The sequence below is a fragment of the Leifsonia sp. LS1 genome (genome assembly GCF_020521355.1).
Taxonomy (GTDB): Bacteria; Actinomycetota; Actinomycetes; order Actinomycetales; family Microbacteriaceae; genus Leifsonia.
In genome coordinates, this window is record NZ_BPER01000001.1 from 517,190 (window position 1) to 540,919 (window position 23,730).

Consider the following 23,730-nt stretch of genomic DNA (forward strand, 5'->3'; position numbering starts at 1 on the left):
GCTCAGGCGCCTTCCGGTCGGGGGCGGACGGTGGTCTTCTCGATCGGCAGCTCGGCCGACTCCTCCGCTGTCAGGACCACGACGCGGTCCACGTAGATGCCGGGCAGGTGGATGTCGTCGGGGCCGAGCACGCCGGGCTCGACCAGCTCGTCCACCTCGGCGATGGTGACCCGGGCCGCCATCGCGGCGAGCGGGTTGAAGTTGCGCGTCGACTTCTCGAAGCGGAGGTTGCCGTGCCGGTCGCCCGCTGCCGCCCTCACCAGACCGAAGTCGGTGCGGATCGCGGTCTCCAGCACGTATTCGCGCGTCCGGCCGAAGACGTCGAACGGGCGCAGCTCCTTCGGCGCGGACTCCTCGGCGACCGACCCGTCGGTCGCGTACCGGATCGGCATGCCGCCGTCGGATACAGCCGTGCCCGCGCCCGTCGCCGTGTAGAACGCGGGGATGCCCACCCCGCCGGCGCGAAGCCGCTCAGCGAGCGTGCCCTGCGGCGTGAGCTCGACCTCCACCTCGCCGCCGAGGTACTGCCGGGCGAACTCCTTGTTCTCCCCGATGTAGCTCGCGATCACCCGGCGGATGCGGCCGGCGGAGAGCAGCTCGCCCAGCCCCCAGTCGTCGACGCCACAGTTGTTGCTCACGACCTCGAGACCGCCCACGCCACGCGCCAGCAGTGCCCGGATGCTCGCGATCGGCACGCCGGACAGGCCGAAGCCGCCGACGGCGAGCGAGGCACCGTCGGGGATGTCGGCGACCGCCTCGGACGCCGAAGCGAACGTCTTGTCCATGCCGCCGGTCATCGGCCCGTCGCCCGGAGCATCTGCAGCGGGTCGGGCGACTCGACGGTCTCGTATGCGCTCGCGAGGCGGTTTCTGGCCGCACGGAGGTGGTCGACGATCAGGGAAGCGAGCGCCTCTGCGTCGCCCGCGCCGATCGCGTCGATCATGCTCTGGTGTTCCGCGTCGGCGGACTGGCGGCCGCCGAGCTGCCCGATGTTCTCCTGCGAGTACGGCTGCACGGCGCTGAGGAGCCCGGCGAGGATGCCCTCCGTGCGCACGAGCCCGGACACCTGGTACATGTGACGGTGGAACTCGAAGTTGGCCCGCATCCACGCGTCGACGTCCTCGGCGGAGATCATGGTCGCCGCGAGCGATCCGAGATGTGCGATGTCGCGGCCGCGGGCTTCCGCCACCACCGCCGGTGCGATGAGGGGCTCCAGTGCGAGGCGGAGGTCGTAGATCTCCTCGAGGTCCGCCCGGGAGAGACGGCGGACGGTCGCTCCCTCCCCGGGCTGGAGGACGACCAGGCCTTCCGTGCCGAGGATGCGGAGTGCCTCGCGGATCGGGCTTCGGCTGACGCCGAAGCGCTGCGCGAGATCCTCCTGCACCAGGGGCGTGCCCGGCGCGAACACCTTCTCGCGGATGGCCTGGCGGATCAACTCGGCGATCGCTTCTGGCGGCATACGGACTCCTTCGCTCCAACGCAACGGGCCGGACCGCGCCGGTGCGTTTGACATGATCCTAGTGGCTGGATGTACTGTATCCAATGGCTACGACGTATTCACACACGTCGCCGAGGCAAAGATGCCAATGACAGGAGAAGCAATGAAGACTCACCTGACGCGAGACCGCCGCATCCGCCGGCTGCTGCCTCTGGCGGCGATCGGGGCGACGGCCGCGCTGCTCATCACCGGCTGCACCCCGGCCGCCACCTCCGTTCCGACGGGAGACCCGACCGGCAAGCCCGTCTCCGGCGGAACCCTGACGGTGGCCGTCTCGGCCCTTCCCGCGGTCATCGACCCGTACGCCACCTCGCTCCAGGCGAATTGGCTGGTCGCCCGCAACGTCTGCGAGCCGCTCTTCGACGTGGACACGTCGTTTAAGGTGAAGCCCGTCCTGGTGGACACCTCGACCTACGACGGCAAGCAGACATACGTCCTCACGCTGCGCAGCGGCGTGAAGTTCCAGGACGGTCAGCCGCTCACCGCGAAGGACGTCATCGCCAGCCTCGAGCGCTACGAGCAGACGCCCGGCAACGGCTCGATCCTCAAGTCCCTGCTCGCCTCGGCAGACGCGACCGACGACACCACGGTGACCCTTCACCTGAACTCGCCGAGCCTGCTCATCCCGACCCTGCTGACCACGGCGTACATCATGCCCGCATCCGTCGTCGGAGGCCGCCCGGCCACCGAGGCGCTCACCGAGCTGGACTGCACCGGCCCGTACACTGTGGCCTCCAACGTCGCGGGTCAGCAGATCACGCTCAAGAAGTGGAGCGGATACACCTCCCGGACCGACGCCTCGAGCGGCGGGACCGGAGCCAAGCACGCCTACCTCGACTCGATCGTCTTCAAGCCGATGCCCACCGACTCGACTCGCATGCAGGCGGTTCAGACCGGCCTGGTGGACTGGGCTATCGGGACACTGGACGACTACGCCGGCGCGTCCACCAACGCCTCCGTGTCCGCTGCCCTCCTGGCCAAACAGTCGAGTCCGACGATCGTGTTCAACAAGATCAGCGGCGTGATGGCGAACCAGAAGATGCGCCAGGCGTTCCAGGCGGCGCTGAACATGACGGATATCCTGTCGGCCGGCTTCGGCGACCCGTCGAACTTCGATGTCGACGGGAGCATCTTCACCAAGGACAACACGACCTGGCACACCGAGGCCGGCACGAAGGGCGCCTACAACGTCCACGATGCAGCCACGGTGAAGAGCCTGCTCAAGGACGCCGGGTACACGGGTCAGCCGATCACCTGGTACACCACGCAGGACGACCCGACCTGGTACGGCCCCGCCGTCCCTGCCCAGCAGGAGCTGAAGAAGCTCGGCTTCAACATCGACCTCCAGGTGGTCGACCAGGCCACCATCATCGCGAAGCGCACCGACCCCTCGAAGTACGACATCTTCTCGTCGGCGATCCCCACGTACGCGGATCCGCTTCTCCTGCCGTACCTGCAGGCGACGTTCCCCGGCGGCTGGAAGAGCACGGAGCGCGACGCACTGCTGAACACGCTGTCGACCTCCGCGAAGCAGTCCGAGCGGAAGGACGCGTGGGACAAGCTGCAGACGCTGATCTACACCGACGTGCCGTTCCTGAAGTTCGGCACGGTCGCCGGTGGCACGATCGCCGTCGCGAAGGGCGTCCACACCACCGACGGCCTCGCCAATGGCGGCAACCAGCTGTTCTTCAACTACTGGAAGTCCGCCAAGTAGGGCGGATGAGGAGCGGACCGAAGTGAGCACGAGCGCAGCGCCGACCAGCGCAGAACCCGTTGCCGGAGGTGTCGCCGAGGCGGCGCGCCGGACTGGATCCCGTCGACTGTGGCGGAGGCTCGCCCGGCGGAAGGGGGCGATGATCGCGGCGGCCTTCCTGCTGATCGTCGTGCTCGGCGCGATCTTCGGTCCGCTTCTCGTCGGCGATCCCAATGCCTTCCAGGGAACCGCACGGCTGCAGCCGCCCTCTGCCGCACACTGGTTCGGGACCGACAACTACGGTCGGGATGTGCTGGCCCAAGTGGTCTACGGGGCGCGGTCCTCGCTCCTCGTCGGGGTGATCAGCGGGCTCGGCGCCACGGTCCTGGGCACCGCGGTCGCCCTGCTCGCGAGCATGTCGCGGTGGTTCGACCTGGTGGTCATGCGGGTCGTGGACGGAGTGATGTCCTTTCCGATCCTGGTCCTGGCGCTGGCGATGGTCGCCATCCTCGGCGCGGGCCTCGTGACCGTGAACATCTGCCTGGTGATCGTGCTGTTCCCGGGAGTGACGCGAGTCGTGAGGAGCACCGCCCTGGTGGTCGCCGAACTCCCGATGCTCGACGCCGCACGGGCGGCAGGCGCAGGCAGGACGCGAATCCTGCTGCGCTATGTGCTTCCGGCATGCGTGACGCCGATCCTGGTGCAGGGCGCGATCGTGTTCACGGTGGCGATCCTGGTCGAGTCGGCCCTGAGCTTCATCGGCGCGGGCCTTCCGCCGGATGTCCCGAGCTGGGGCGCGAGCTTGGCGGCCTCACGCAGCTACCTGTCGACCGCCTGGTGGATGTGGGCGTTCCCGGGGGCCGCGCTGGTCGGGACGGTGCTCGCCACCAATGTTCTCATCGACGACGTGCGCGACCTCCTCGACCCGAGAATGACGGAGGGCTGACCGATGCTCTGGTACCTCTTCCAACGCCTGCTCGCGCTGCTGCCGACCGTGCTCGTCCCGCTGATCCTGGTGTTCCTGCTCATCCGGCTGGCACCGGGCGACCCGGCGTCGATCATCCTCGGCGACCAGGCGACTGCGGCCCAGGTCGCCGCCCTGCGCCACCAGATGGGCCTCGACCAACCGCTGATCGCTCAGTTCGGGCACTTCCTCGGCGACATGTTCAGCCTCCAGCTGGGCAACAGCACGTTCCTGCAGCGGCCGGTCGTCGACGTCATCCCGGGCTACGCCGGCGTCACGCTGGAGCTGGCGGGGCTCGCACTGATCTGGGCGCTCGTCTTTGGCGTGCTGCTCGGGGCGGTGGCCGCCTTCCAGCGCAAGCGGCCGAGCGGCCGAGCGGCGACGGGACTCGGCATCCTCGGCATCTCCGTCCCGAACTACTTCATCGCGCTCATCCTGATCATCGTGTTCGCGGTGAAGCTGCGCTGGTTCGCGGTCGGCGGGTACGTCCCGCTGTCCGCCGGCCTGATCCCGCACCTGCAGTCCCTCGTGCTCCCATCCCTTGCGCTCGGCCTCGCCGAGGTCGGCTTCGTGAGCCGGATCACCCGTGGCTCGCTCCTCGACGTGGTCGGTGAACCGTTCGTGGTCACGGCACGATCGCTGGGCGTCCACCGCTCGCGGATCACCGCCACGCACGTCTCCCGGCTGGCGGCGCTGCCCGTCCTGACGGTGGTCGGTCTGCTCAGCGCGAGTCTGATCTCCGGAAGCGTCGTGGTGGAGAACATCTTCGGAATCCCCGGCATCGGCCAGCTGATGTTCAACGCGGTCTCCAACCGCGACTACAACCTCATCCAGGGGATCGTGCTGTTCAGCGGCATCACGATCATCCTGGTCAACCTGGTGGTCGACATCCTCTACGCCGTCGTCGACCCCCGCGTCCAGTACGGAGCGAAAGCACAGTGAGCACGCACGCACCCACCCTCCAGGTCGACCGCCTGACCGTGACCGCCCGCCGCTCGGACGGCGCGTACCCCGCCGTCCGCGACGTGGGATTCCGGCTCGATGCCGCCTCCACCCTCGCGCTGGTCGGCGAGTCGGGGAGCGGCAAGACGTTGACCGCGCTGGCCATCGCCGGTCTGCTCGCCGACAACCTCGTTCCGTCGGGCTCCGTACGCTTCCGCGGCGAGGAGCTGATCGGGATGGGCGCCACGCGGCGACGCGAGCTGGCCGGCGCTGCGATCGGATTCATCTTCCAGGAGCCGATGTCGGCCCTCCACCCGGTCCTGCCGATCGGCGTGCAGTTGACGGAGGGATTGCGCGCCCACACCGACCTGACCCGCGCCCAGCGCCGGGACCGCGCGAGGGAGCTCCTCAGCCTCGTCGGCCTCGACCGGTCGCGCGACATCCTCGGCAACCGCATCGGCCAGCTCTCGGGCGGGATGCGCCAGCGCGTGATGATCGCGATGGCCGTCTCCTGCGAGCCGGAGCTCCTCATCGCGGACGAGCCGACCACCGCGCTCGACGTCACCCTGCAGCAGCAGGTGCTGGAGCTCCTCCGCGGCCTGCAGCAACGGCTCGGACTGAGCCTGTTGATGATCACCCACGATCTCGGCGTGGTGTCCGAGACATGCGCGAACGTGGCCGTGATGTATGCCGGCCAGATCGTGGAGAGCGGGCCCACGGCGGACGTGATGTCGGCGCCCGCCCACCCGTACACCGTGGCGCTGCTCGAGGCCTCGCCGCGTCTGGGCGACACGCGCCGCCGCCTGCCCTCGATCTCGACCGGCGTCCCGTGGTTGAGGGATCTGCGCGAGACGGACCCGGAGGCGTGGCCCGAGACGGCGATGCACGAGGTGGCGCCCGGCCGCTGGATCCGCGAGTCGAGCCAGGGGGCGGCGGCATGAGCGCGCTCCTCGAAGTCGACGATGTCACCAAGGACTTCGTGGTCGGACCGCCGCTGCGGCGCACGACCTTCCCCGCGGTCAAAGGCGTTTCGCTCCGTATCGAGGCCGGGAGCTCGTACGGGCTGGTCGGCGAGTCGGGTTCGGGCAAGACCACCGTCGCCCGCATGGTGGCGCAGCTGACCCGTCCGACCAGCGGCGCGATCCGCTTCGACGGCGTCGACACCACCGGGCTGAAGGGCCGCAGGCTGCTCGAGTTCCGTCGCAATGTGCAGATGGTGTTCCAGGACCCGTATGGGGCCCTCAACCCGCGCATGACCGTGCTGCAGCTCGTCAGCGAGCCGTGGGAGGTGCACCGCCTGCACACCTCCGCGGACCGGCGGCGGCGGGCGGCGGCGCTCCTCGACAAGGTGGGACTGCCGTCGTCTGCCCTGGAGCGCAAACCCGTCGAGTTCTCGGGCGGTCAGCGGCAGCGCATCATGATCGCACGGGCGCTCGCTCTCGAGCCCCGGCTGATCGTCGCCGATGAGCCTGTCTCCGCTCTCGATGTCTCCGTGCAGGCTCAGGTGCTCAATCTCCTGAAGGATCTCCAGGAGGAGCTGGGACTGTCCTACCTCTTCATCTCGCACAACCTCTCGGTCGTGGAGTTCGTCAGCGACCGGATCGGAGTGATGCTGCTCGGCGACCTGGTCGAGGAGGGGGACCGCGAGAGCATCTACCGATCCCCCCGGACCGAATACACGCGCCGGCTCCTCGACGCCATTCCCGCACTGCCCGAACCCGGCGGTCGGAGAGGCGAGGCCCGCGAGGCGGATGAGGGGAGTCTCGTCCATGACCGCTGAGCGAGTCGTGCACGCTCCGGCCGGTGACGTGGCGAGCTCCCGTCGAGGCGACGGTGTGACCGCCTTCCTCGGGATCCCCTTCGCCTCACCGCCGGTCGGCGAGCGCCGGTTCCGGGCGCCCGTCGCGCATCCTGTGTGGCCGGAGCCGCTTGTCGCCGAGCGGTTCGGCGCGTCCCCGATGCAGCAGCGGTCCGTGTTCACGGAGGGGCTCGATCTCTCGGAGGACTGCCTGACGCTGAACATCTGGGCTCCCGACGCTGCGGTGGATCTGCCGGTCGTCTTCTGGGTCTACGGCGGCGGATTCGCGGGAGGATCGTCCGCTGTGCCGCTGTTCGACGGTTCGCGCCTCGCGGCCGAAGCGGGCATCGTCGTGGTCTCGGCCAATCATCGGACCGGGGCGCTCGGGTTCGCGAGCCTCGTGCATCGTGGGCTCCCGGAGGCCAGCAACCTGGGCCTGCGCGACGTCGTCGCCGCCCTGCGCTGGACCGCGGAGAACATCGGGGCGTTCGGAGGCGACCCGGCGCAGGTGACCGTGATGGGCCAGAGTTCCGGGGCCTTCCTGTCGGCTGCGCTTCTGGCGGTGCCGGAGGCTCGGTCGGACTTCGACAAGCTTCTCCTCATCTCGGGCGGGGCGTCGCGCCTGGTGCCCGAGGAGCAGGCGGAGCGACTCGGCGACCAGCTGCTGGCGGCCGTGGGTGTCGAGAGCGGTCCAGAGCTTCTCTCCGTCGGCGCGGAGACGATCGTGGAGGCGCAGCGCCGGGTGGGGTCGCTCGAGATCGGGGCGCGGAACGCACCGGTCCCCGAATCGCTCGGGGTCGTGCTCGATCACGACATCGACGGCGTCCTCTCCGCACATCCGCTGGACGTGATCCGCTCGGGACGGGCCGAGCGCGTTCCGATCCTGCTCATGGTGACGGGCGCCGAGGTGGCGGGGCTCAGGGGCCTGGACAGCGAGTTCACTCCGCCGGACGATCGGGCCATCGTCGCAGAGATCGCGGGATGGGGAGCGGCCGATGCCGCCGGCATCGCCGCGGCCTACGGCCACGGTGAGCTGGGGGCGAAACGGGAGCAGATCCTGACGGACTTCATCTACCGTCTTCCTGCCGCGAGGGCCGCCCTCGCGCAGAATGCCGCCGGCGGCCGCGCATGGGTGGCCCAGATCGACGAACCCGACGGGTCGCTCGCCGGCCACGACCTCCCGGTTCGGGTCCTCTTCGGGAACCTCGACGGCACGGAGGGGCGGGACGGGGCCGATCCCCTGGAGGGACTCAGCGGGCGCCTGCGCGACATCGTCACGGAGTTCGTCGTGCACGGCCGGAGCGACTGGGCGCCGTTCGATCGCGCCGACGGCGACGTGCTGCGCGTGGGCGACGGGGTCCGGGTGGAACCCGGTGCCTTCGCGGACATGCTCCGACGGTGGGAAGGGGTGGTCCGCCCGTGAACGAACGCAGTTTCCGTATCGGGGTCGGCGCGGGCTTCGCGGGCGACAGGCTCCAACCCGCGGACGACCTCGCCCGGGAGGGCGACCTGGACGCGATGGCCTTCGAGTGCCTGGCGGAGCGCACCATCGGCGTTGCCCAGCAGGCTCGCCGCGAAGGCACCGGAACAGGATTCGACTCGCGCATCCTGCGCCGGTTCGCCGGGACGCTTCCGCACCTCCTCCCCGCAGGCGCGGTCGTCACGACCAACGCCGGGGCGGCGGACCCCGAGGCGGCCGCGGCCGCGACCAGGGAGCTGGTCGACGACCTGGGCCTGATCGCCACCGTCGCGGCGGTCGTCGGCGACGACGTGCTGGATCTGCTCGACCTGAAGTCGGCACGCGTCCTCGGAACCGACGACACCCTCTGGGACATCCGCGACCGGCTGGTCTCGGCGAATGCCTACATCGGCGCCGAATCGCTCATCCACGGCCTGGAGCAGGGGGCGGACATCATCATCGCCGGGCGGTGCTCGGACGCCGCGCTGTTCGTGGCTCCTCTCGCGCACCACTTCGGCTGGTCGCTCGACGACCTCGGGGCGACCGCGAACGCAAGCCTCGTCGGCCATCTGCTCGAGTGTGCGGGCCAGTTGACGGGTGGCTACTTCGCCGACCGACGACGCAAGCAGATCCGCGATCCGTGGAACATCGGCTTCCCGATGGCGGACGTCGAAGCCGATGGGTCGGCGGTCTACTCCAAGCTGGCGACGACGGGAGGGGTGCTCGACCGCCGCACGGTGCTCGAGCAGCTGCTCTACGAAATCGACGACCCGACGGCCTACAAGACGCCGGACGTGACGATCGACTTCGCCGGTGTGGAGATCACCGATCTGGGTGACGACCGGGTCCGCGTGTTCGGGGCGCGTCCGGCGGGGCGGCCCGAGAGCCTCAAGGTGAGCGTGGGTGTGCGCGATGGGTTCCTCGCGGTGGCCGAGATCGCATACTCGGGCACAGACTGCGTCGAGCGCGCCGGTCTGGCCGCCTCCATCGTCGCCCAGCGCTGGGAGCGTGTGCACGGTCGGGATGCCGGGCAGCTGTCGGTGAGCTACGTGGGCCTCGACGCCACCCGGCCGTGGTGGACCGACTCCGACCGGCGTCCCTCCGAGGTGCGCCTGCGTATGTCGGTTCGCACCTTCGAGCGCGACGCGGCGGTCACCCTCTGCGACGAGGTCGAGTCGCTGTACACGAACGGACCGTTCGGAGGGGGCGGAGTGACCACGTCGATCAAGGAGACCGTCGGAATCGTCTCGACGCTCATCGACCGCGACGCGGTCGCGACGAAGGTGCTGCTCCCGTGAACGCGCGACGGCTCGGCGACATCGCCCATGCGAGGGCGGGGGACAAGGGCGACTCCTCCATCCTGTTCCTCGCACCGTACGAGGCGGCGGACTTCGAAGCGGTGTGCGGGGAGGCGACGGCGGATCGGCTGGCGAGACACTTCCAGGTCACCGACGCGTCCACGATCACGATCCGTCGCCTCGACGCGTTGCGGGCCCTCTCGATCGTCATCCCGCACCGGCTGGACGGAGGGGTCACGCGGTCGGCCTCCGCCGATCCTCACGGGAAGACGCTCTCCGCCCATCTTCTCGAGCTGCCGATCGGCGATGGGACCACTGCACGCTGAGGTGAGACGTGATCTGTGGTGCCGTCGGTGTCGCGGCACAACGCCGAAACCGTCGAATCGGAGCTCGTCGAACCCCTACTTCGACGGAGCCGGGGTGGGCGTGAGCGTGGGAGTCATCGTCGGCACCAGGTCGCGGTACTGCGCGAGCGCGCCGTCGAGCACGGGCACCTGCAGCGTCAATGTATCCGAGCCGTTCTCGAACGTGACGTCCGCCAGGCCGCCGGGCTTCGCGTCCAGCCCGTCGAACTCGATCGTCTGGCCGTCGGGGACGCCCAGCTGGACGACCTCCGACGCCTCGAGGGCGACGGAGTCGCTGCCGGCGGTGGTGTGGATGCTCACGTCGCGCGACGAGGTCGCTTGGTTGACGAGACTGGAGACCAGGCTGGCAGGTCCAGTGCCGTCGGCGGCCGTCAGGAGCACGGCGTTCGCCACGTAGACGTCGCCGACGGTGCCGCTGACGCCGTCGCTCGTCTCGCCGATGTGGAGGGTGTCCTGAGGGGCGAAGAGGTCGCACCCGGTGAGCAGCAGGAGCAGGGCCACCGAGAGCCCTGCCGCCGCGCCGGCGCGGGCCCGGGTGCGTCGAGTCGTCACAGATCGTCCTCCTCGGGGTCGTCCCGCCAGGCGGCGATGTCAGCCACGTTGCCTTCGGGATCCGCCAGCGACCGCCAGTGCGGCTCGCGCGTGTGGTCGGTGAGCCGCCCTCCCGCGGCGACGAGCGCCGCACCCCGGTCGAACGACCCGGTGGCGAAGCGGGCGACCGCGCCGTCGAAGAGCACGCTCCAGCCGTCGACGCCGTCGGCGTCGTGGAATCGACGGGGTGAGATGCGGTCGTCCTGGCCCACGGCGCTCAGCTTAGACCCGGGGCCGGGCAGCGGAGAAGGGTGCTCTCGCGCGGGCGATTCTGTTAACGCGGGATGACGCACATGTAAAGATTCGTAACATTCGCAGCGTGCGTCCAGGCCGGCCATTCGGGGTACACGGCTCGTTCTACGGGGTACAAAACCCGAGTGTCCGTCAGTTCGGGTGCGCCGTCCAGCGATTTGGCGTCTGATCTGCTTTTCAATTCGCGACGCGCCCGGGATCTCCCCTCGTCTGGCGGCGGCGGAAGGGTGTCCGCGTGTCTGCGGACAGGACCCAGCGGCGGCGGCGGCCGACGCGCCGACCCGGCTTGTCCACCCCTACTTGCGGGCCATGCCTGAGAGCCCGTAGAACTTGATCCACCCGAACCAGACCAGGTCCCCACCGTCGCGGATGCCACCCCCCAGCTCACCGTGAGAGGTCCGTTCGTGTTCATCTTCCTGCTGCAGATCCGCCACATGTTCGGCGGCCATCCCGAGATCTATCTCTTCGCCGTCTACTCCGCCCTCATCTGGGTCATCTGGATCGTGAAGGTCCTGATGTCCCGTCGCTACCGGCCGTACACGGACGACTTCCACGGCACCACCAGCGTCGTCGTCCCGGTCGTCGACGAGCCGCTCGACCTGTTCCGCGACGTGCTCGGCCGCATGGTCGAGCAGCGGCCCGGCGAGATCATCGTCGTCATCAACGGCGCTCCCAACCCCGAGCTCGCCGAGGTGTGCGAAGAGTTCGCGCCTCTCGTGCGCTGGGTCCACACACCCATCCCGGGCAAGCGGAACGCCGTCATGATCGGGACGCGGATGTCCACCGGAGAGATCACCGTCCTGGTCGACTCCGACACCGTGTGGACGCAGGACACGCTCTCCGAGCTGGTCAAGCCATTCGCCGATCAGCGCGTCGGCGGCGTGACGACCAAGCAGCGCATCCTGGAGCCGGAGCGCAGCTGGATCACCCGCTGGGCGGACTGGCTGGAGAACTCGCGGGCGCTCTACTCGATGCCCGCCCAGAGCGTCGTCGGGCAGATCGGCTGCCTCCCGGGCCGCACGATCGCGTTCCGCCGCTCGATCCTGATGCGCGTCATGGACAAGTTCATGAACGAGAAGTTCCTCGGCGTCTTCCTCGAGGTCTCGGACGACCGCACCCTCACGAACCTCACACTCAAAGAGGGCTACCGCACCGTCTACCAGCACACGAGCCTCTGCTACACGGACGCCCCGCTGAAGGTGAAAAAGCTCTTCAAGCAGCAGCTCCGCTGGGCGCGCGGCAGCCAGTACAACACGCTCCGGATGCTGCCCTGGATGCTCGGGCACGCCCCGCTGCTGGCGTTCTTCTTCGTGATGGACATCATCCTGCCGTTCGTGCTCGCGGGCGTGCTGGGCGGCTGGGTCTACCGGTCGATCACCGGCCAGGGCTACAACTTCTACCAGGGCTTCCTCAAGGAGTACGGCGTCTCGGCGGGCGTCGTGACGGTGGTCGCGCTGATGGTCGCCTCCTCGGTGATCAGCATGTCGATCCGTCAGATCCGGCACCTCTCCGAGAAGCCCTCCGACTTCTTCCGGCTGCCGATCTTCATCATCGTCTCGACCTTCTTCCTCATGCCGATCCGGCTCATCGGGTTCTTCCGCATGGCGCACGCCAGCGGCTGGGGCACCCGTGCCGGCGCCTACGCGGGAGGCCCTGCCGAGATCTCGTCGGACGACGAGATCGCCGCTCTCGACTCGACGGCCGCCGGGCCGGCCGGTCCCGGCTCGTCGGCGGGTTCCCCCGCAGTCCTGCCGGACGCCGTCGGCGGTGTGACCACGGCCACCGCCCTGCAGACGGGCAGCCTCACCGCGGTCGCCACGCGTCCCGTCGTCGCGCCGACCACCACGCGCGCGGCGGCCAGGGCGGCGAAAGCCACGAAGACCCCGAAGCGGCGCCGGCTCAACCCGTACGCCGCCATCCCGTACCTGATCGGTTTCGCGATCCTGACCCTGGAGGCTCTGTTCCTTGTCTAGCCCCTCGATCACCACGAGAGCCGCGACCTGGTGGTCGCAGTCCCGGTCCCGTTCGCAGGCGACGGCCGCCGCCGCCATCCTGCTGACCGTCACCCTGGTCGGCCTGTCGGCGTTCGTCTGGGCGTCGCCCACCGGTGCGCCGCTGCGCAAGGCCGTCGCCGAAGCCACCGAGGCGATCACCCCGTACGCCGCCCAGAACACCGAGCTGCGTCGCAACCTCCAGCGCGCGACGGAGACCATCGCCTCCCAGAAGGGCAAGCTGACCGCGATGGAGCAGGAGGCCCTCGCCGCGCAGGCGTCGACGGCCAAGCAGCTCGCCACCGCGCAGCAGCAGGCCACCGCCGCTCAGAACCAGCTCGCGAGTGTCAAAGCCCAGCTCGCCGCCGCGAACGCCAAGGCGTCGGCCGGGTCGAAGGGTTCGGGCCAGAGCGCCTCCGGCTCCGGGAGCGGCGACGGCGGCTCGTCCGGCGGGACCGGAGCGGCGCCGATCACCGCACCCGCGCGCGCCGACCTGATCTCCCCGTCCAGCCGCTACTACGGCATGTACACCGAGCAGGCGCCGTTCAACTGGGCGACCTTCGACGCCACCAGCGCGAAGGTCGGCGTGGCGCCCAACATGGTCGGCTACTTCAGCGGCTGGGACGAGACGTTCCGCGCCAACGCGGTGACCCGCGCCTGGGCCCAGGGCCGCATGCCGATGATGACGTGGGAGTCGCGACCGATCAGTGACGGGAACGACGTGCTTGACGCGCCCGCCTACTCACTCCCCAAGATCATCGGAGGTGACTTCGACGCGTACCTACACCAGTACGCGAAGGACATCGTCGCGACAGGCCTCCCGCTCGCCATCCGTCTCGACCACGAGATGAACGGCATCTGGTACCCGTGGGCCGAGAACGACGGTCAGGGCAGGTCGATCAACGGGAACAACCCCGGCGACTACGTCAAGATGTGGCGGCATGTCCATGACATCTTCCAGCAGGAGGGGGCCAACGCCCTCGTGGTCTGGGTGTGGTCGCCGAACATCGTCAACAACCTGCCCGCGTCGCACAAGGCCGACGGCTACCTCGAGGGCCTGTACCCCGGCGACGACTACGTCGATTGGGTGGGCCTCTCCGGATACCTCCGGCCGCCGTACAAGTCCGACAACGACTTCAGCTTCGACTACACCTTCACGCCGAGCCTCAACAAGCTGCGGGCGATCACCGGGAAGCCGATCATCCTGGCCGAGATCGGTGCATCGGAGACCGACGGGCACAAACCGGCCTGGGTCACGTCGTTCTTCCAGGCCCTCGGCAAGCCCGAGAACGACGACATCATCGGCTTCTCCTGGTTCAACCTCGCGATCACCAGCTATGTCGAGGGGGTGCGCGCCACCAACGACTGGCGCATCGACTCCCGCGCCGACACCCTCTCCGCATTCATCGCCGGTCTCACGAGACCGGAAGACCGCTTCACCCTGACCCCGGCGCCCTGAGCGGCACCGCCTCACCGGAAGGACACGACATGACCACCGCGAAGAAGTCCCCGAAGGAGCAGCCTGCTCCCCGAATCAGCGTCATCGGCACCGGATACCTCGGGGCCACGCACGCCGCCGCCATGGCCGAACTCGGCTTCGACGTCGTCGGCGTCGACACCGACCCGCGCAAGGTGGAGGAGCTGCGGGAGGGGCGCGCACCGTTCTTCGAGCCCGGCCTCCCGGAGCTGATCCGCGCGAACGTCGCCGCCGGGCGGCTGGCGTTCACGACGGACGTCGCCGAGGCGGTCGCCACGGCCGACGTGCACTTCATCTGCGTCGGCACGCCGCAGCAGTCCGGCTCGTTCGCCGCCAACCTCGCCTACGTGGAGGCGGCGGCGCGCGGTATCGCCGAGAACCTCACGCACGACGCCCTGATCGTCGGCAAGTCGACCGTCCCGGTCGGTACCGGCGCGCGCCTCCGTGCGATCGTCGCGGAGGCGGCGCCCGCCGGCGTGAAGGTCGAGCTCGTCTGGAACCCGGAGTTCCTCCGCGAGGGCAAGGCCGTCGACGACACCCTGCACCCGGATCGTCTCGTCTTCGGCGGCACGAGTGCGGCCGCGGAGGCGCTCCTGCGCCGTGTGTACGCCGCGCCGATCGCCGAGGGGACGCCGGTCCTCGTCGCCGACCTCCCCACAGCCGAACTCGTGAAGGTGAGCGCGAACGCGTTCCTCGCGACGAAGATCTCGTTCATCAACGCGATCGCCGAGGTCTGCGACGCGGCGGGAGCGGACGTCTCGCTCCTCGCCGACGCGCTGGGGCACGACAAGCGCATCGGACGCCAGTTCCTCAACGCCGGCCTCGGCTTCGGCGGAGGCTGCCTGCCCAAGGACATCCGGGCCCTCATGCACCGCTCGAGCGAGCTCGGCGCACATGCCGCCGTCGGCCTCCTGCAGCAGGTCGACGAGATCAACATGGGCCGTCGCCAGCGGGTGATCGACCTCGCGCTGAAGGCGCTCGGCGGCTCCGTGCTCAACCGGAGGATCGGCGTGCTCGGCGCGGCGTTCAAGCCGGAGACCGACGATGTGCGCGATTCGCCCGCGCTCAACGTAGCCGCCGCCCTGCACCTGCGGGGCGCGCAGGTCGTCGTGTACGACCCGCAGGCGCGGCAGACCGCACAGCGGCTCTACCCGACCCTCGGCTACGCCGACTCGATGGCCGACGCCGTCGCCGGTGCCGACGTGCTCGTCGTGCTCACGGAGTGGGACGAGTTCACCACCGCCGACCCGGCCGCGCTCAAGGCGCTCGCCGCCGGCCGCACCGTGATCGACGCCCGCAACTGCCTCGACCAGGCCGCCTGGAGCAGCGCGGGCTGGGATGTGCTCGCCATGGGCACCGTCCCCGTCGTCGCTCCGATCGAGCGCGACCTCGCCTCCCTCGCCCCCGTCCACTAGCCCTCCGATCGAAGGAACCGACATGACCAGTTACGTCACCAAGGCTGTGATCCCCGCGGCGGGCCTCGGCACCCGCTTCCTGCCGGCCACCAAGGCCATGCCCAAGGAGATGCTCCCGGTGGTCGATAAGCCGGCGATCCAGTACGTGGTCGAGGAGGCCGTCTCGAGCGGCCTGCACGACGTGCTCCTCATCACCGGCCGCAACAAGAACGCGCTCGAGAACCACTTCGACCGCAACACCGAGCTGGAGGACACGCTCGTCCGCAAGGGCGACACCGACAAGCTCCAGAAGGTGAGCCACTCCACCTCCCTCGCCGACATGCACTATGTGCGCCAGGGCGACCCCAAGGGGCTCGGGCACGCCGTTCTCCGCGCCAAGATGCACATCGGCCACGAGCCCTTCGCCGTGCTCCTCGGCGACGACATCATCGACGAGCGCGACCCGCTGCTCGCCCGGATGCTCGAGGTGCAGCATGCGCTCAACACCACCGTGGTCGCCCTCATGGAGGTGCCGCCGGACTCCATCCACCTCTACGGCGCCGCCGCGGTCGTGGAGACCGACGAGGACGACGTGGTGCGGATCACCGGCCTCGTCGAGAAGCCGAGCCGCGAGAACGCCCCCTCCAACTACGCCGTGATCGGACGCTACGTGCTGCGTCCGGAGATCTTCGACATCCTGGAGAAGACGGAGCCGGGCAAGGGCGGCGAGATCCAGCTGACCGACGCGCTCGAGGGGCTCGCGACCGCGCCGCCGTGGACCGGGGGAGTGCACGGCGTCATCTTCCGCGGACGCCGCTACGACACGGGCGACCGCCTCGACTACATCAAGGCGATCGTGCAGCTGGCTTCCGCCCGCGACGACCTCGGCCCCGGCTTGCTGCCGTGGCTGCGCGAGTTCGCCGACGGGATCGCGCCCGCCGCTGCGCAGGAGGTCGTCGCGCCGGCCGCGGTGCCCGCCGCACCGGTGCGCCCCGCCGCCAAGCAGCCGAAGCAGGCGCCTCAGCGCGAGCGCGAGCTGCTCCCCATCGCCGGGGCCTGACCCCTCCCGCCGCCACGCCCCTCCGTCACGCGCCCCGTCGCACCACAGTCCGAACGACCGCGGTGCGACGGGACGACGGCGGTGCGGCGCCCGGCCGCGGACGTCCCGAACCGCAGCTGTCGCGGGCGGATGTCCGTCGCGAGACGGACGCGCCGTGGGCATGCGGGTTCCTAGAGTCGGGGCATGACCAGTGCGACACGGCCAGTGACGGTTCCGGCTCGGGGCGCGTGGTCGCCGTGGATCCGCGGAGCGACGAGCGTCGCGGGAGTGGCGATCGGCTCGCTCGCGGTCGGCGGCCTGACCAGCTTCGGCCAGCAGTACCTTCCCGAGTGGACCTCCTCGTTCACCAACTCCGCTGGGGGCTGGACGATGCTCGCCTTCGGGATCGTCTGGCTCAGCCGGGCGCGCCCGGCCCTGGGTGCGGTACTGGGAGCAGTCTCGTTCCTCCTGATGGTGGAGGGCTACGGCGTCGTCTCGGCCTGGCGCGGATACTTCTACGCGGATCCGTTCACCAGCGTCTGGACGATCATCGCCCTCGTCGCCGGCCCGGTGATCGGGCTGTCCGCAGCGATCGCCCGGCATGGTTCCCGGCTGCGCTCCGCCCTCGCGACGGTGCCGTTGTCCGCGGTGCTGCTCGGCGAAGGAGTGTGGGCGCTCGTCGCCATCGCCGACACCACGAGCCCGGTCTACTGGATCATCGAGATCGTGCTCTCCGCGGTCGTCGTCGCCGTGACGATCGGGCGCAACCGCCTCACCGTCCGCCAGGCGGCCGCCGTCGCCGGCGCGTCCCTCGCCGCCAGCGCGGTCTACGTCGCACTCTGGACGCTCCTCGACATCTGGCGGTGACGACGCCGACCGGATGCGAATGCGCTCCACGGTCCGTTCGCCGCACAGCGACCCGGCGCAGTCGTACCGCGACGGCGCAGGCACTGCGGGGGCGGCTCAGTCCAGCCCGAGCCGCTTGAGCGTGTGCTGCTCGCTGCGACCGGCATCGGTCTCGATCTCGTCGACGGCGATCGGAATGCCGGGACCCACGACGAGCCATCCGAAGCCGTCGCGGTGCACGAGCGGGACGAGGTCGGTGGTGCCGTCGCGCAGCAGCGTGCGCACGCGCTTGAGCAGGGCGTATCCCTCGGAGGGCCGCGTAACGTACGTCTTCCGACGGTAGGGGACGACGTGGGCGACGGTCTTGGGCCGGACCGTACGCCGTCCCCGGCCCTGCGGGCAGGGGCGCCGGGTAGCGTGATCGGATGGAACTCCCTCTGCCTGCCACCCTCGACCGCCTCGCTGACAGGGGCTGGCCGGCGCTCGAACGCGAGGAGCTCGGACCCTGGGCGCTTCGGGCGGCCGGTGGTGTCACGAATCGGGCGAATTCGGTGCTCGCGATCGGCGACCCGGGCTCCGGCGACATCGGGGAGGCCGTGGATGCGGCCGAGCGCTGGTACGCGATGCGCGCCCTCCCCACGGTGTTCCAGGTGAGCCCCGCATCGTCCGACGCGTTGGTCGGAGAGCTCGAGAGGCGTGGCTACCGTGAGCACTCCGAGACGGGCATCCTGGTGGCGGAGCGTGCCGCGGTGGCCGCGACCCTCCTGGAGACGGCTTCGGGCGATGCTCTGGACGCTCCCTCCGACGTCTCCGTGGCGGCCTCGCCGCCGCGCGGCTGGCTGGACACGTGGTGGGCCGTCGACGGTCGCGGTGGCGCATCGGAGCGCGCCACGGTCGAGAGCATCCTCGCGGGTGGTCCCGCGCTCTACGCGTGGGCCGGCGCGAGCGCGGATCCGGATGCCGTCGCGCGCCTCGCCCTCGCCGAGGGCTGGGGTGGCCTCTACGCGGTCGCCACCCTCCCGCGCGCACGTCGACGCGGTCTCGCCCGCAGGCTGGCGGTCGCGCTCGCCGAGGCCTCGGGGTCGGCCGGTGTCGAACGGCTCTGGCTGCAGGTCGTCGCCGGCAACGCCGCAGCCCTCGCACTCTACGAGGGACTCGGCTTCACGCCGTCGTCCCGCTACTCCTATTGGGAGCAGGGGCGCTGATCCCGCATCACACGGCCGTCGGCCAGACCCGGTCCTCGCCGTCGGCCACGATCGTGATCGCGATGTTGTCATCGAAGTCGGAGGCCGCCATGACCTGGTGCACGACCCCCTCCACGCCGAACCGGTCCCGGAACCACGCCGACAGCGGGCGTCCGCGCATGCCGCGCCAGCCGAAGAAGACGTTCTGCTTCTTGTCGCGCGTCTTCCACGCGGCCTTCTCCTCCGCATGGATGAGGTCGCGCGGCAGCTCCGCCACGACGGCGTACGCGATGGCGTCGAAGTCCGGTGTGGTCACCGCCGGATCCCAGTAGAGACCGACGAGCAGCCCGGTGCCCGTGCCGCCGGGCAGTGGGAGGGCGCGATAGGCGAGCACCTGTCGCGACGATGCGCTCCGCCAGAGCTCGTGCGCCCGCGCTGCCTGCTTCTTCGCCCCGAACACCCCGCTCTCGGTGCACAACTCGAGGAACGCCTCCGGCGAGGTGAGCGAGTCCTGGATGGCGGTGAGATCGGTCATGGGGTCCCCTCGTGGTCGCGTGGATGCGGCATTAACCATACGATAGTCAGGTAATGAGCGACACCTCCTCGTCCCCCGTGGGGCGCCCGCGCAACGCGGCGATCGACGACGCCCTGCACCGGGCACTCGAGGAGCTCGTCGCCGAGGCCGGCGTGACGAGCGTCACGCTCCAGGACCTGATCGGGCGGGCGGGTGTGACGCGCGATGCCTTCTATCGCCGGTACAACTCGGTCGGGCACTTCCTCGTCGCTGTCGCGACCGCGCGCTATCGCGTCGACCCGTCCGAGGACACGGGGTCGCTGCGCGGCGATCTCCGTGTGGTCGTGGCGGACCAGGCGGCGATGTACACCGACGGCGTCTCGCGCGATCTGCTCCCGCTTCTGCTCGACGCCTGCGCACGCGACCGCGTCGTGGCCGACCTCTTCGAGACGCGGTTCCTCCGATTGCAGCGCGAGTCGACGGCCCGGGTCATCGAACGAGCCGTCGGGCGCGGCGAGATCCCGCCCGTGGACGACCTGCCGTACGTGCTCGATCTCGTCTACGGCCCGGCATTCCTGCGGGCGGCCCTCCCGGGCAACGCTCCGCCCGATGACGCGTTCGTCGATCGCGTCGTGAACACCGTGGCGCGTGAGCTCGGAGCCGCTGCGCCTGACGGGCGAGCGCCTTGACCACGATGCCGGGCGGTATGGACACTAGGGTTAGTCCACACAGCCCGGCAGCGTTTCGGGGTTACGGCCGCTGGATATTCGGGTCTCCCCGGCCGCATCAGCAGACTAGCGGAAAGTGCGTCCTCCATGTGGGCCAAATGGAGGACAAAACCTGTACCCCTCTACCCCAATTCGGGGGCGTCGGCGGGACTCGGCCCCGCGCCGCGGTTCGGCTGGCACGACCGATTTAACCCACGATGCCGGGCGACACGGAGACTAGGGATCATTCGTGCTGCCCGGCATGCGTTCGGGGTTACGGCCGGTGGATATTCGGGTTCCCCCGGCCGCAGTTCGAGAATAGCGGACTTGTGGGTCAAATGGAGGACATTTCTGTACCCCGACCTCACCCCAGACCGAGGGGCACCGCGGCGAGCTGAGGAGGCTCAGGCGGCGCCGAGCTCCTGCACCAGTGCCGCGACGAAGTCGTCGATATCCTTCTCCGAGGTGTCGAACGAGCACATCCAGCGCACCTCGTTGCGGGCCGCATCCCAGTCGTAGAAGCGGAAGTGCTCGCGCAGCCGGTCGGCGACGCCGGCGGGGAGCGTCGCGAAGACGCCGTTCGCCTGGGTGTCCTGGCTGAAGCCGACGCCCTGGATGCTGCCCTCGGCGATTCCGCGCTCGAGCGCCGTGCGCAGTCGGGTGGCCATCGCGTTGGCGTGGCCGGCCGAGCGCAGGTACAGGTCGTCGCTGAGCAGCGCGATCAGCTGGGCCGAGATGAAACGCATCTTGGAGGCGAGCTGCATGTTCAGCTTGCGCAGGTAGAGGAGCCCCTCGGACGCCTCCGGGTTCAGGACGACGACGGCCTCGCCGTAGAGCATCCCGTTCTTCGTGCCGCCGAAGCTGAGAACGTCGACGCCGGCGTCCGTCGTGAAGGCGCGCAACGGGAGGCCCAGGGTCGCTGCCGCATTGGAGATGCGTGCGCCGTCCATGTGCAGCCTCATGCCGAGCGCGTGCACGTGGTCGGCGATCGCACGGATCTCCTCGACCGTGTACGCGGTTCCCAGCTCGGTGGTCTGCGTGATCGAGACCACCAGCGGCTGCGCCCGGTGCTCGTCTCCCCAGCCCCACGCCTCGCGGTCGATCAGCTCCGGCGTCAGCTTGCCGTCCGGCGTCTCGACCGGGAGCAGCTTCAGCCCGGCGACCCGCTCCGGTGCACCCGCCTCGTCGGTGTTGATGTGCGCGGTCTTCGCGCAGACCACGGCGCCCCAGCGCGGCAGCATCGACTGCAGACCGACGACGTTCGCGCCGGTGCCGTTGAAGACCGGGAACACCTGGACGCCCTCGCCGAAGTGCTCCCTGAAGACCTCGTGCAGCCGCTCCGTGTAGACGTCTTCGCCGTAGGCGATCTGGTGGCCCTGATTGGCCGCGGCGATCGCGTCGAGGATCTCGGGGTGGACTCCCGCGTAGTTGTCGGAGGCGAAGCCGCGCAGGTTCAGATCGTGGAGTTGTAGCGTCACCCGTCCATCCTAGATTCCGGGGCCACGAGCGGGATGCGCGCGCCGTTGATCTCAGCGGGGGAGCGTGCCCAGAGTCGCACGACCTCCTCGCCGAGCCGGTCCTCCAGGCCCGCGAGGGTTTTCACGACGAACACGGTGGCCGCAGCATTCGGGGCGTCCTTCCCGAACCCCTGGGCGACGGCCCGGGTCCAGGCATCGGCCGCCGCCTTCGCCGCGGCGTAGTTCGATCCCCCTGCGTAGGGTCTCTCGACGGCGGTCGACGAGATGATCGCGAGCCTCCCCGCCTCCGACCCGGTCAGGTCGTCAAGGAAGACGCGAGTGGTGTTCCGCAGCGTGCGGAAGCCGCGCTCCAGGAAATCCCAGTCCTCATCGGACTGGCCGGCGATCCCGCCGCCTCCGCGCCAGCCCCCGACCAGGTGGATCAGCCCGTCGATGGCACCGAACTTCAGGTGGATGCGCATGGCCAGCTCGGCCACGGCGTCCCGGTCGGCCAGGTCGCACACCCGGGTGTCGACTCCCGGGACGGCCGCGGCGAGGGCGGAGAGAGCCTCCTCGCGCGTGCCGACCGCGAGAACCGTCGCGCCCGCTGTCGCCAGCGCTCGAGCGACGGCCTCGCCGCTGGTGCTGGTCGCGCCCGCGATCAGCACCAGCCGGCCGTGCAGCGGCAGAGCGTCCGTCACGCGGCGCCCGCCGGGGCGTCATCCGTCGTGCCGGTGATGCCCGCGGTGGACTCGATCACCGCCGCCATCTTCTTGTTGAGCGCCTCGTAGAACATCGACAGGGGGAACTCGTCGTCGAGCACCGCGTCCGTGTAGCCCTTGGGCGCGCCCGAGAGGATCTCGTCGGACAGCCCGCGCGCCCACGTCGAGGCGGGATGCGGCGTGAGCGTCTGCGTCAGCATCTCGTACGCGGCGAGCCAGTGCGCGACTTTCGGCCGGTCGATCGAGCGCCAGTAGAGCTCGTTGATCTGGTCGCTCAGCGCCACCACCACGTCCGGGACGGCCTCCCAGTCGATGGTGAGCTGGGTGTCCGTCCAGTGCAGCACATCGTGCTGGTGCATCCACGCGAAGAGCAGCTGACCGCCGAGCCCGTCGTAGTTGCGCACGCGACTGCCGGTGATCGCGAACCGGAAGATGCGGTCGAAGATCACCGCGTACTGGACGAGGTGCGCGTGGTCGCGGATCGCGCGCTGCGCGTCCGAGAGCTCCGAGTCGGGCAGCGCGCTGAGTTCGCGCTCCAGCTTCACCGACTCGCGGAACGCCGTCAGGTCGCAGCGCAGCTCCTCCAGCGAGTAGAGGAAGAACGGCATCCGCTGCTTGATCATGAACGGGTCGAACGGCAGGTCGCCGCGCATGTGGGAGCGATCGTGGATGATGTCCCACATCACGAAGGTCTCCTCCGTGAGCTGCTGGTCGTCCAGCATCGCGGCGGCGTCGGCCGGCAGCTCCAGCTTCGTGATCTCGGCGGCGGCGCGCACCACCCGGCGGTACCGGGCGGCCTCGCGGTCCTGGAAGATCGCGCCCCAGGTGAACTGCGGGATCTCGCGCATCGCGACGGTCTCCGGGAACAGCACGGCCGAGTTGGTGTCGTAGCCGGGCGTGAAGTCCACGAAGCGCAGCGCGACGAAGAGCTTGTTGCCATAGTCGCCGGCCTCGAGCTCCGCGACGAACTCCGGCCAGATCACCTCGACCAGCACGGCCTCGACGAGGCGGTTCGCGCTGCCGTTCTGCGTGTACATCGGGAAGACGACCAGGTGGCCGAGCCCGTCGATGCGGTGCTGCTGGGGCTGGAACTCGTTCAGCGCGTCCAGGAAGTCGGGAACGCCGAAGCCCTCGTCCGACCAGCGCACGAAGTCTCGCTGCGCGGCGGCGAGGTAGGCCGCATCGTGCGGGAAGAACGGGGCGAGCTCGCCGATCGCGTCGACGATGGCGTCGACGTGCGCGGCGGCGGAGGCGCGGTCCGACTCCTGCTCGACCGAGCCGTCCTTGACCTGCAACGCCTGGAGGGCGACGGCGGCGTCCTTCAGTCGCAGCCATGCGGGGTGCGTCGCGACCTCGCGCACCGGGCGGGCGTCCTCGACGACCTCGGGCTCTCCGACAATCGCGTCCTGCGTGAAGTGGGGGACGAACTGAGACATGACGAACCTCCCGTCGTGGGTCGGCCGCGCGTTGCGGCGGGTGCGGGCGCGCGAAATCGCGCCTCCACCCGAGCCTAACCGCGGATCGTGGACATTTCTTTGC

General features: G+C 69.8%; 24 protein-coding genes. 15 read left to right on the forward strand and 9 right to left on the reverse strand.

Translation table 11 applies throughout. The annotated features are described in order from the left end of the window. Window positions 1-2 precede the first annotated feature (2 nt). Together LLS1_RS02500 and LLS1_RS02505 are read right to left on the reverse strand one after the other, a co-directional pair. The gene (locus LLS1_RS02500) at window positions 3-785 is read right to left on the reverse strand and encodes a CoA transferase subunit A (RefSeq protein ID WP_226653447.1); all 783 of its coding nucleotides are present in this window, start codon (window positions 783-785) and stop codon (window positions 3-5) included. 8 nt (window positions 786-793) lie between these two features. Continuing rightward, on the reverse strand, window positions 794-1,459 hold the full coding sequence (locus LLS1_RS02505; protein ID WP_226653448.1) for a GntR family transcriptional regulator: 666 nt from the start codon (window positions 1,457-1,459) through the stop codon (window positions 794-796). A gap of 142 nt (window positions 1,460-1,601) precedes the next feature. Here LLS1_RS02505 and LLS1_RS02510 point away from each other — a divergent pair, with 142 nt between their 5' ends. Genes LLS1_RS02510 through LLS1_RS02545 form a run of 8 tightly spaced genes read left to right on the forward strand, consistent with a single transcriptional unit; the run spans window position 1,602 to window position 9,978 of the window. Continuing rightward, window positions 1,602-3,212, forward strand: coding sequence for an ABC transporter substrate-binding protein (locus tag LLS1_RS02510; protein ID WP_226653449.1), 1,611 nt, complete (start codon window positions 1,602-1,604; stop codon window positions 3,210-3,212). A 22-nt stretch (window positions 3,213-3,234) separates the two neighbouring features. Further along, window positions 3,235-4,137 (forward strand): ABC transporter permease, encoded by a 903-nt coding sequence (locus LLS1_RS02515; protein ID WP_226653450.1) that lies wholly within the window; start codon window positions 3,235-3,237, stop codon window positions 4,135-4,137. A gap of 3 nt (window positions 4,138-4,140) precedes the next feature. Further along, window positions 4,141-5,097: an ABC transporter permease gene (locus LLS1_RS02520; RefSeq protein ID WP_226653451.1), complete on the forward strand. Its 957-nt coding sequence runs from the start codon at window positions 4,141-4,143 to the stop codon at window positions 5,095-5,097. Then, window positions 5,094-6,038 (forward strand): ABC transporter ATP-binding protein, encoded by a 945-nt coding sequence (locus LLS1_RS02525; RefSeq protein WP_226653452.1) that lies wholly within the window; start codon window positions 5,094-5,096, stop codon window positions 6,036-6,038. The genes LLS1_RS02520 and LLS1_RS02525 overlap by 4 nt, the downstream gene beginning before the upstream one ends. Further along, a complete protein-coding gene (locus LLS1_RS02530) occupies window positions 6,035-6,877 on the forward strand; it encodes an ATP-binding cassette domain-containing protein (protein WP_226653453.1) in 843 nt (280 codons plus the stop codon). Before LLS1_RS02525 ends, LLS1_RS02530 begins: the two co-directional genes overlap by 4 nt. Then, entirely contained in the window at window positions 6,867-8,318 is a 1,452-nt protein-coding gene (locus LLS1_RS02535; protein ID WP_226653454.1) for a carboxylesterase family protein, read from the forward strand. The genes LLS1_RS02530 and LLS1_RS02535 overlap by 11 nt, the downstream gene beginning before the upstream one ends. Then, window positions 8,315-9,652 (forward strand): acyclic terpene utilization AtuA family protein, encoded by a 1,338-nt coding sequence (locus LLS1_RS02540; protein ID WP_226653455.1) that lies wholly within the window; start codon window positions 8,315-8,317, stop codon window positions 9,650-9,652. The genes LLS1_RS02535 and LLS1_RS02540 overlap by 4 nt, the downstream gene beginning before the upstream one ends. Beyond that, window positions 9,649-9,978 (forward strand): hypothetical protein, encoded by a 330-nt coding sequence (locus LLS1_RS02545; RefSeq protein WP_226653456.1) that lies wholly within the window; start codon window positions 9,649-9,651, stop codon window positions 9,976-9,978. Before LLS1_RS02540 ends, LLS1_RS02545 begins: the two co-directional genes overlap by 4 nt. A 75-nt stretch (window positions 9,979-10,053) precedes the next feature. On the opposite strand, the gene LLS1_RS02550 is transcribed toward LLS1_RS02545, so the two are convergent. Next, window positions 10,054-10,569, reverse strand: a complete 516-nt coding sequence (locus LLS1_RS02550; RefSeq protein ID WP_226653457.1) for a hypothetical protein — start codon at window positions 10,567-10,569, stop codon at window positions 10,054-10,056. Further along, entirely contained in the window at window positions 10,566-10,820 is a 255-nt protein-coding gene (locus tag LLS1_RS02555) for a hypothetical protein (RefSeq protein WP_226653458.1), read from the reverse strand. The genes LLS1_RS02550 and LLS1_RS02555 overlap by 4 nt, the downstream gene beginning before the upstream one ends. Before the next feature lie 444 nt (window positions 10,821-11,264). Here LLS1_RS02555 and LLS1_RS02560 point away from each other — a divergent pair, with 444 nt between their 5' ends. The 5 genes from LLS1_RS02560 to LLS1_RS02580 all read left to right on the forward strand — a co-directional run bounded on the left by LLS1_RS02560 (window position 11,265) and on the right by LLS1_RS02580 (window position 17,628). Next, window positions 11,265-12,833, forward strand: coding sequence for a glycosyltransferase family 2 protein (locus LLS1_RS02560; RefSeq protein ID WP_226653459.1), 1,569 nt, complete (start codon window positions 11,265-11,267; stop codon window positions 12,831-12,833). After that, a complete protein-coding gene (locus LLS1_RS02565; protein WP_226653460.1) occupies window positions 12,826-14,310 on the forward strand; it encodes a glycoside hydrolase family 26 protein in 1,485 nt (494 codons plus the stop codon). Before LLS1_RS02560 ends, LLS1_RS02565 begins: the two co-directional genes overlap by 8 nt. A gap of 29 nt (window positions 14,311-14,339) precedes the next feature. Next, window positions 14,340-15,743, forward strand: a complete 1,404-nt coding sequence (locus tag LLS1_RS02570; RefSeq protein WP_226653461.1) for a UDP-glucose/GDP-mannose dehydrogenase family protein — start codon at window positions 14,340-14,342, stop codon at window positions 15,741-15,743. Window positions 15,744-15,765: 22 nt separating this feature from the next. Next, window positions 15,766-16,782: a UTP--glucose-1-phosphate uridylyltransferase GalU gene (galU, locus tag LLS1_RS02575; protein ID WP_226653462.1), complete on the forward strand. Its 1,017-nt coding sequence runs from the start codon at window positions 15,766-15,768 to the stop codon at window positions 16,780-16,782. A gap of 183 nt (window positions 16,783-16,965) precedes the next feature. Then, window positions 16,966-17,628, forward strand: a complete 663-nt coding sequence (locus tag LLS1_RS02580; protein ID WP_226653463.1) for a DUF6518 family protein — start codon at window positions 16,966-16,968, stop codon at window positions 17,626-17,628. Between the two features lie 96 nt (window positions 17,629-17,724). Here LLS1_RS02580 and LLS1_RS02585 read toward each other — a convergent pair whose 3' ends face one another. Next, window positions 17,725-17,892, reverse strand: a complete 168-nt coding sequence (locus LLS1_RS02585; protein WP_226653464.1) for a hypothetical protein — start codon at window positions 17,890-17,892, stop codon at window positions 17,725-17,727. Window positions 17,893-18,032: 140 nt separating this feature from the next. Between LLS1_RS02585 and LLS1_RS02590 the strand changes: the two genes are divergently transcribed. Next, window positions 18,033-18,812 carry a GNAT family N-acetyltransferase gene (locus tag LLS1_RS02590; protein WP_226653465.1) on the forward strand — a complete coding sequence of 260 codons (780 nt, stop codon included), beginning with the start codon at window positions 18,033-18,035 and terminating at the stop codon, window positions 18,810-18,812. Window positions 18,813-18,819: 7 nt separating this feature from the next. Here the strand turns inward: LLS1_RS02590 and LLS1_RS02595 are convergent, their stop codons facing one another. After that, window positions 18,820-19,326: a hypothetical protein gene (locus tag LLS1_RS02595; protein ID WP_226653466.1), complete on the reverse strand. Its 507-nt coding sequence runs from the start codon at window positions 19,324-19,326 to the stop codon at window positions 18,820-18,822. Window positions 19,327-19,379: 53 nt separating this feature from the next. On the opposite strand from LLS1_RS02595, the gene LLS1_RS02600 reads away from it, so the two are divergent. Next, window positions 19,380-19,994, forward strand: coding sequence for a TetR-like C-terminal domain-containing protein (locus tag LLS1_RS02600; protein ID WP_226653467.1), 615 nt, complete (start codon window positions 19,380-19,382; stop codon window positions 19,992-19,994). 422 nt (window positions 19,995-20,416) lie between these two features. Here the strand turns inward: LLS1_RS02600 and LLS1_RS02605 are convergent, their stop codons facing one another. From LLS1_RS02605 to LLS1_RS02615, 3 genes are read right to left on the reverse strand one after another with little or no spacing between them, the layout of a single operon-like run. Further along, window positions 20,417-21,490, reverse strand: a complete 1,074-nt coding sequence (locus tag LLS1_RS02605; RefSeq protein ID WP_226653468.1) for a low specificity L-threonine aldolase — start codon at window positions 21,488-21,490, stop codon at window positions 20,417-20,419. After that, entirely contained in the window at window positions 21,487-22,170 is a 684-nt protein-coding gene (locus tag LLS1_RS02610) for an SDR family oxidoreductase (RefSeq protein ID WP_226653469.1), read from the reverse strand. Before LLS1_RS02610 ends, LLS1_RS02605 begins: the two co-directional genes overlap by 4 nt. Then, the gene (locus LLS1_RS02615) at window positions 22,167-23,627 is read right to left on the reverse strand and encodes a DUF6421 family protein (protein ID WP_223358312.1); all 1,461 of its coding nucleotides are present in this window, start codon (window positions 23,625-23,627) and stop codon (window positions 22,167-22,169) included. The genes LLS1_RS02610 and LLS1_RS02615 overlap by 4 nt, the downstream gene beginning before the upstream one ends. Between the last annotated feature and the right edge of the window lie 103 nt (window positions 23,628-23,730).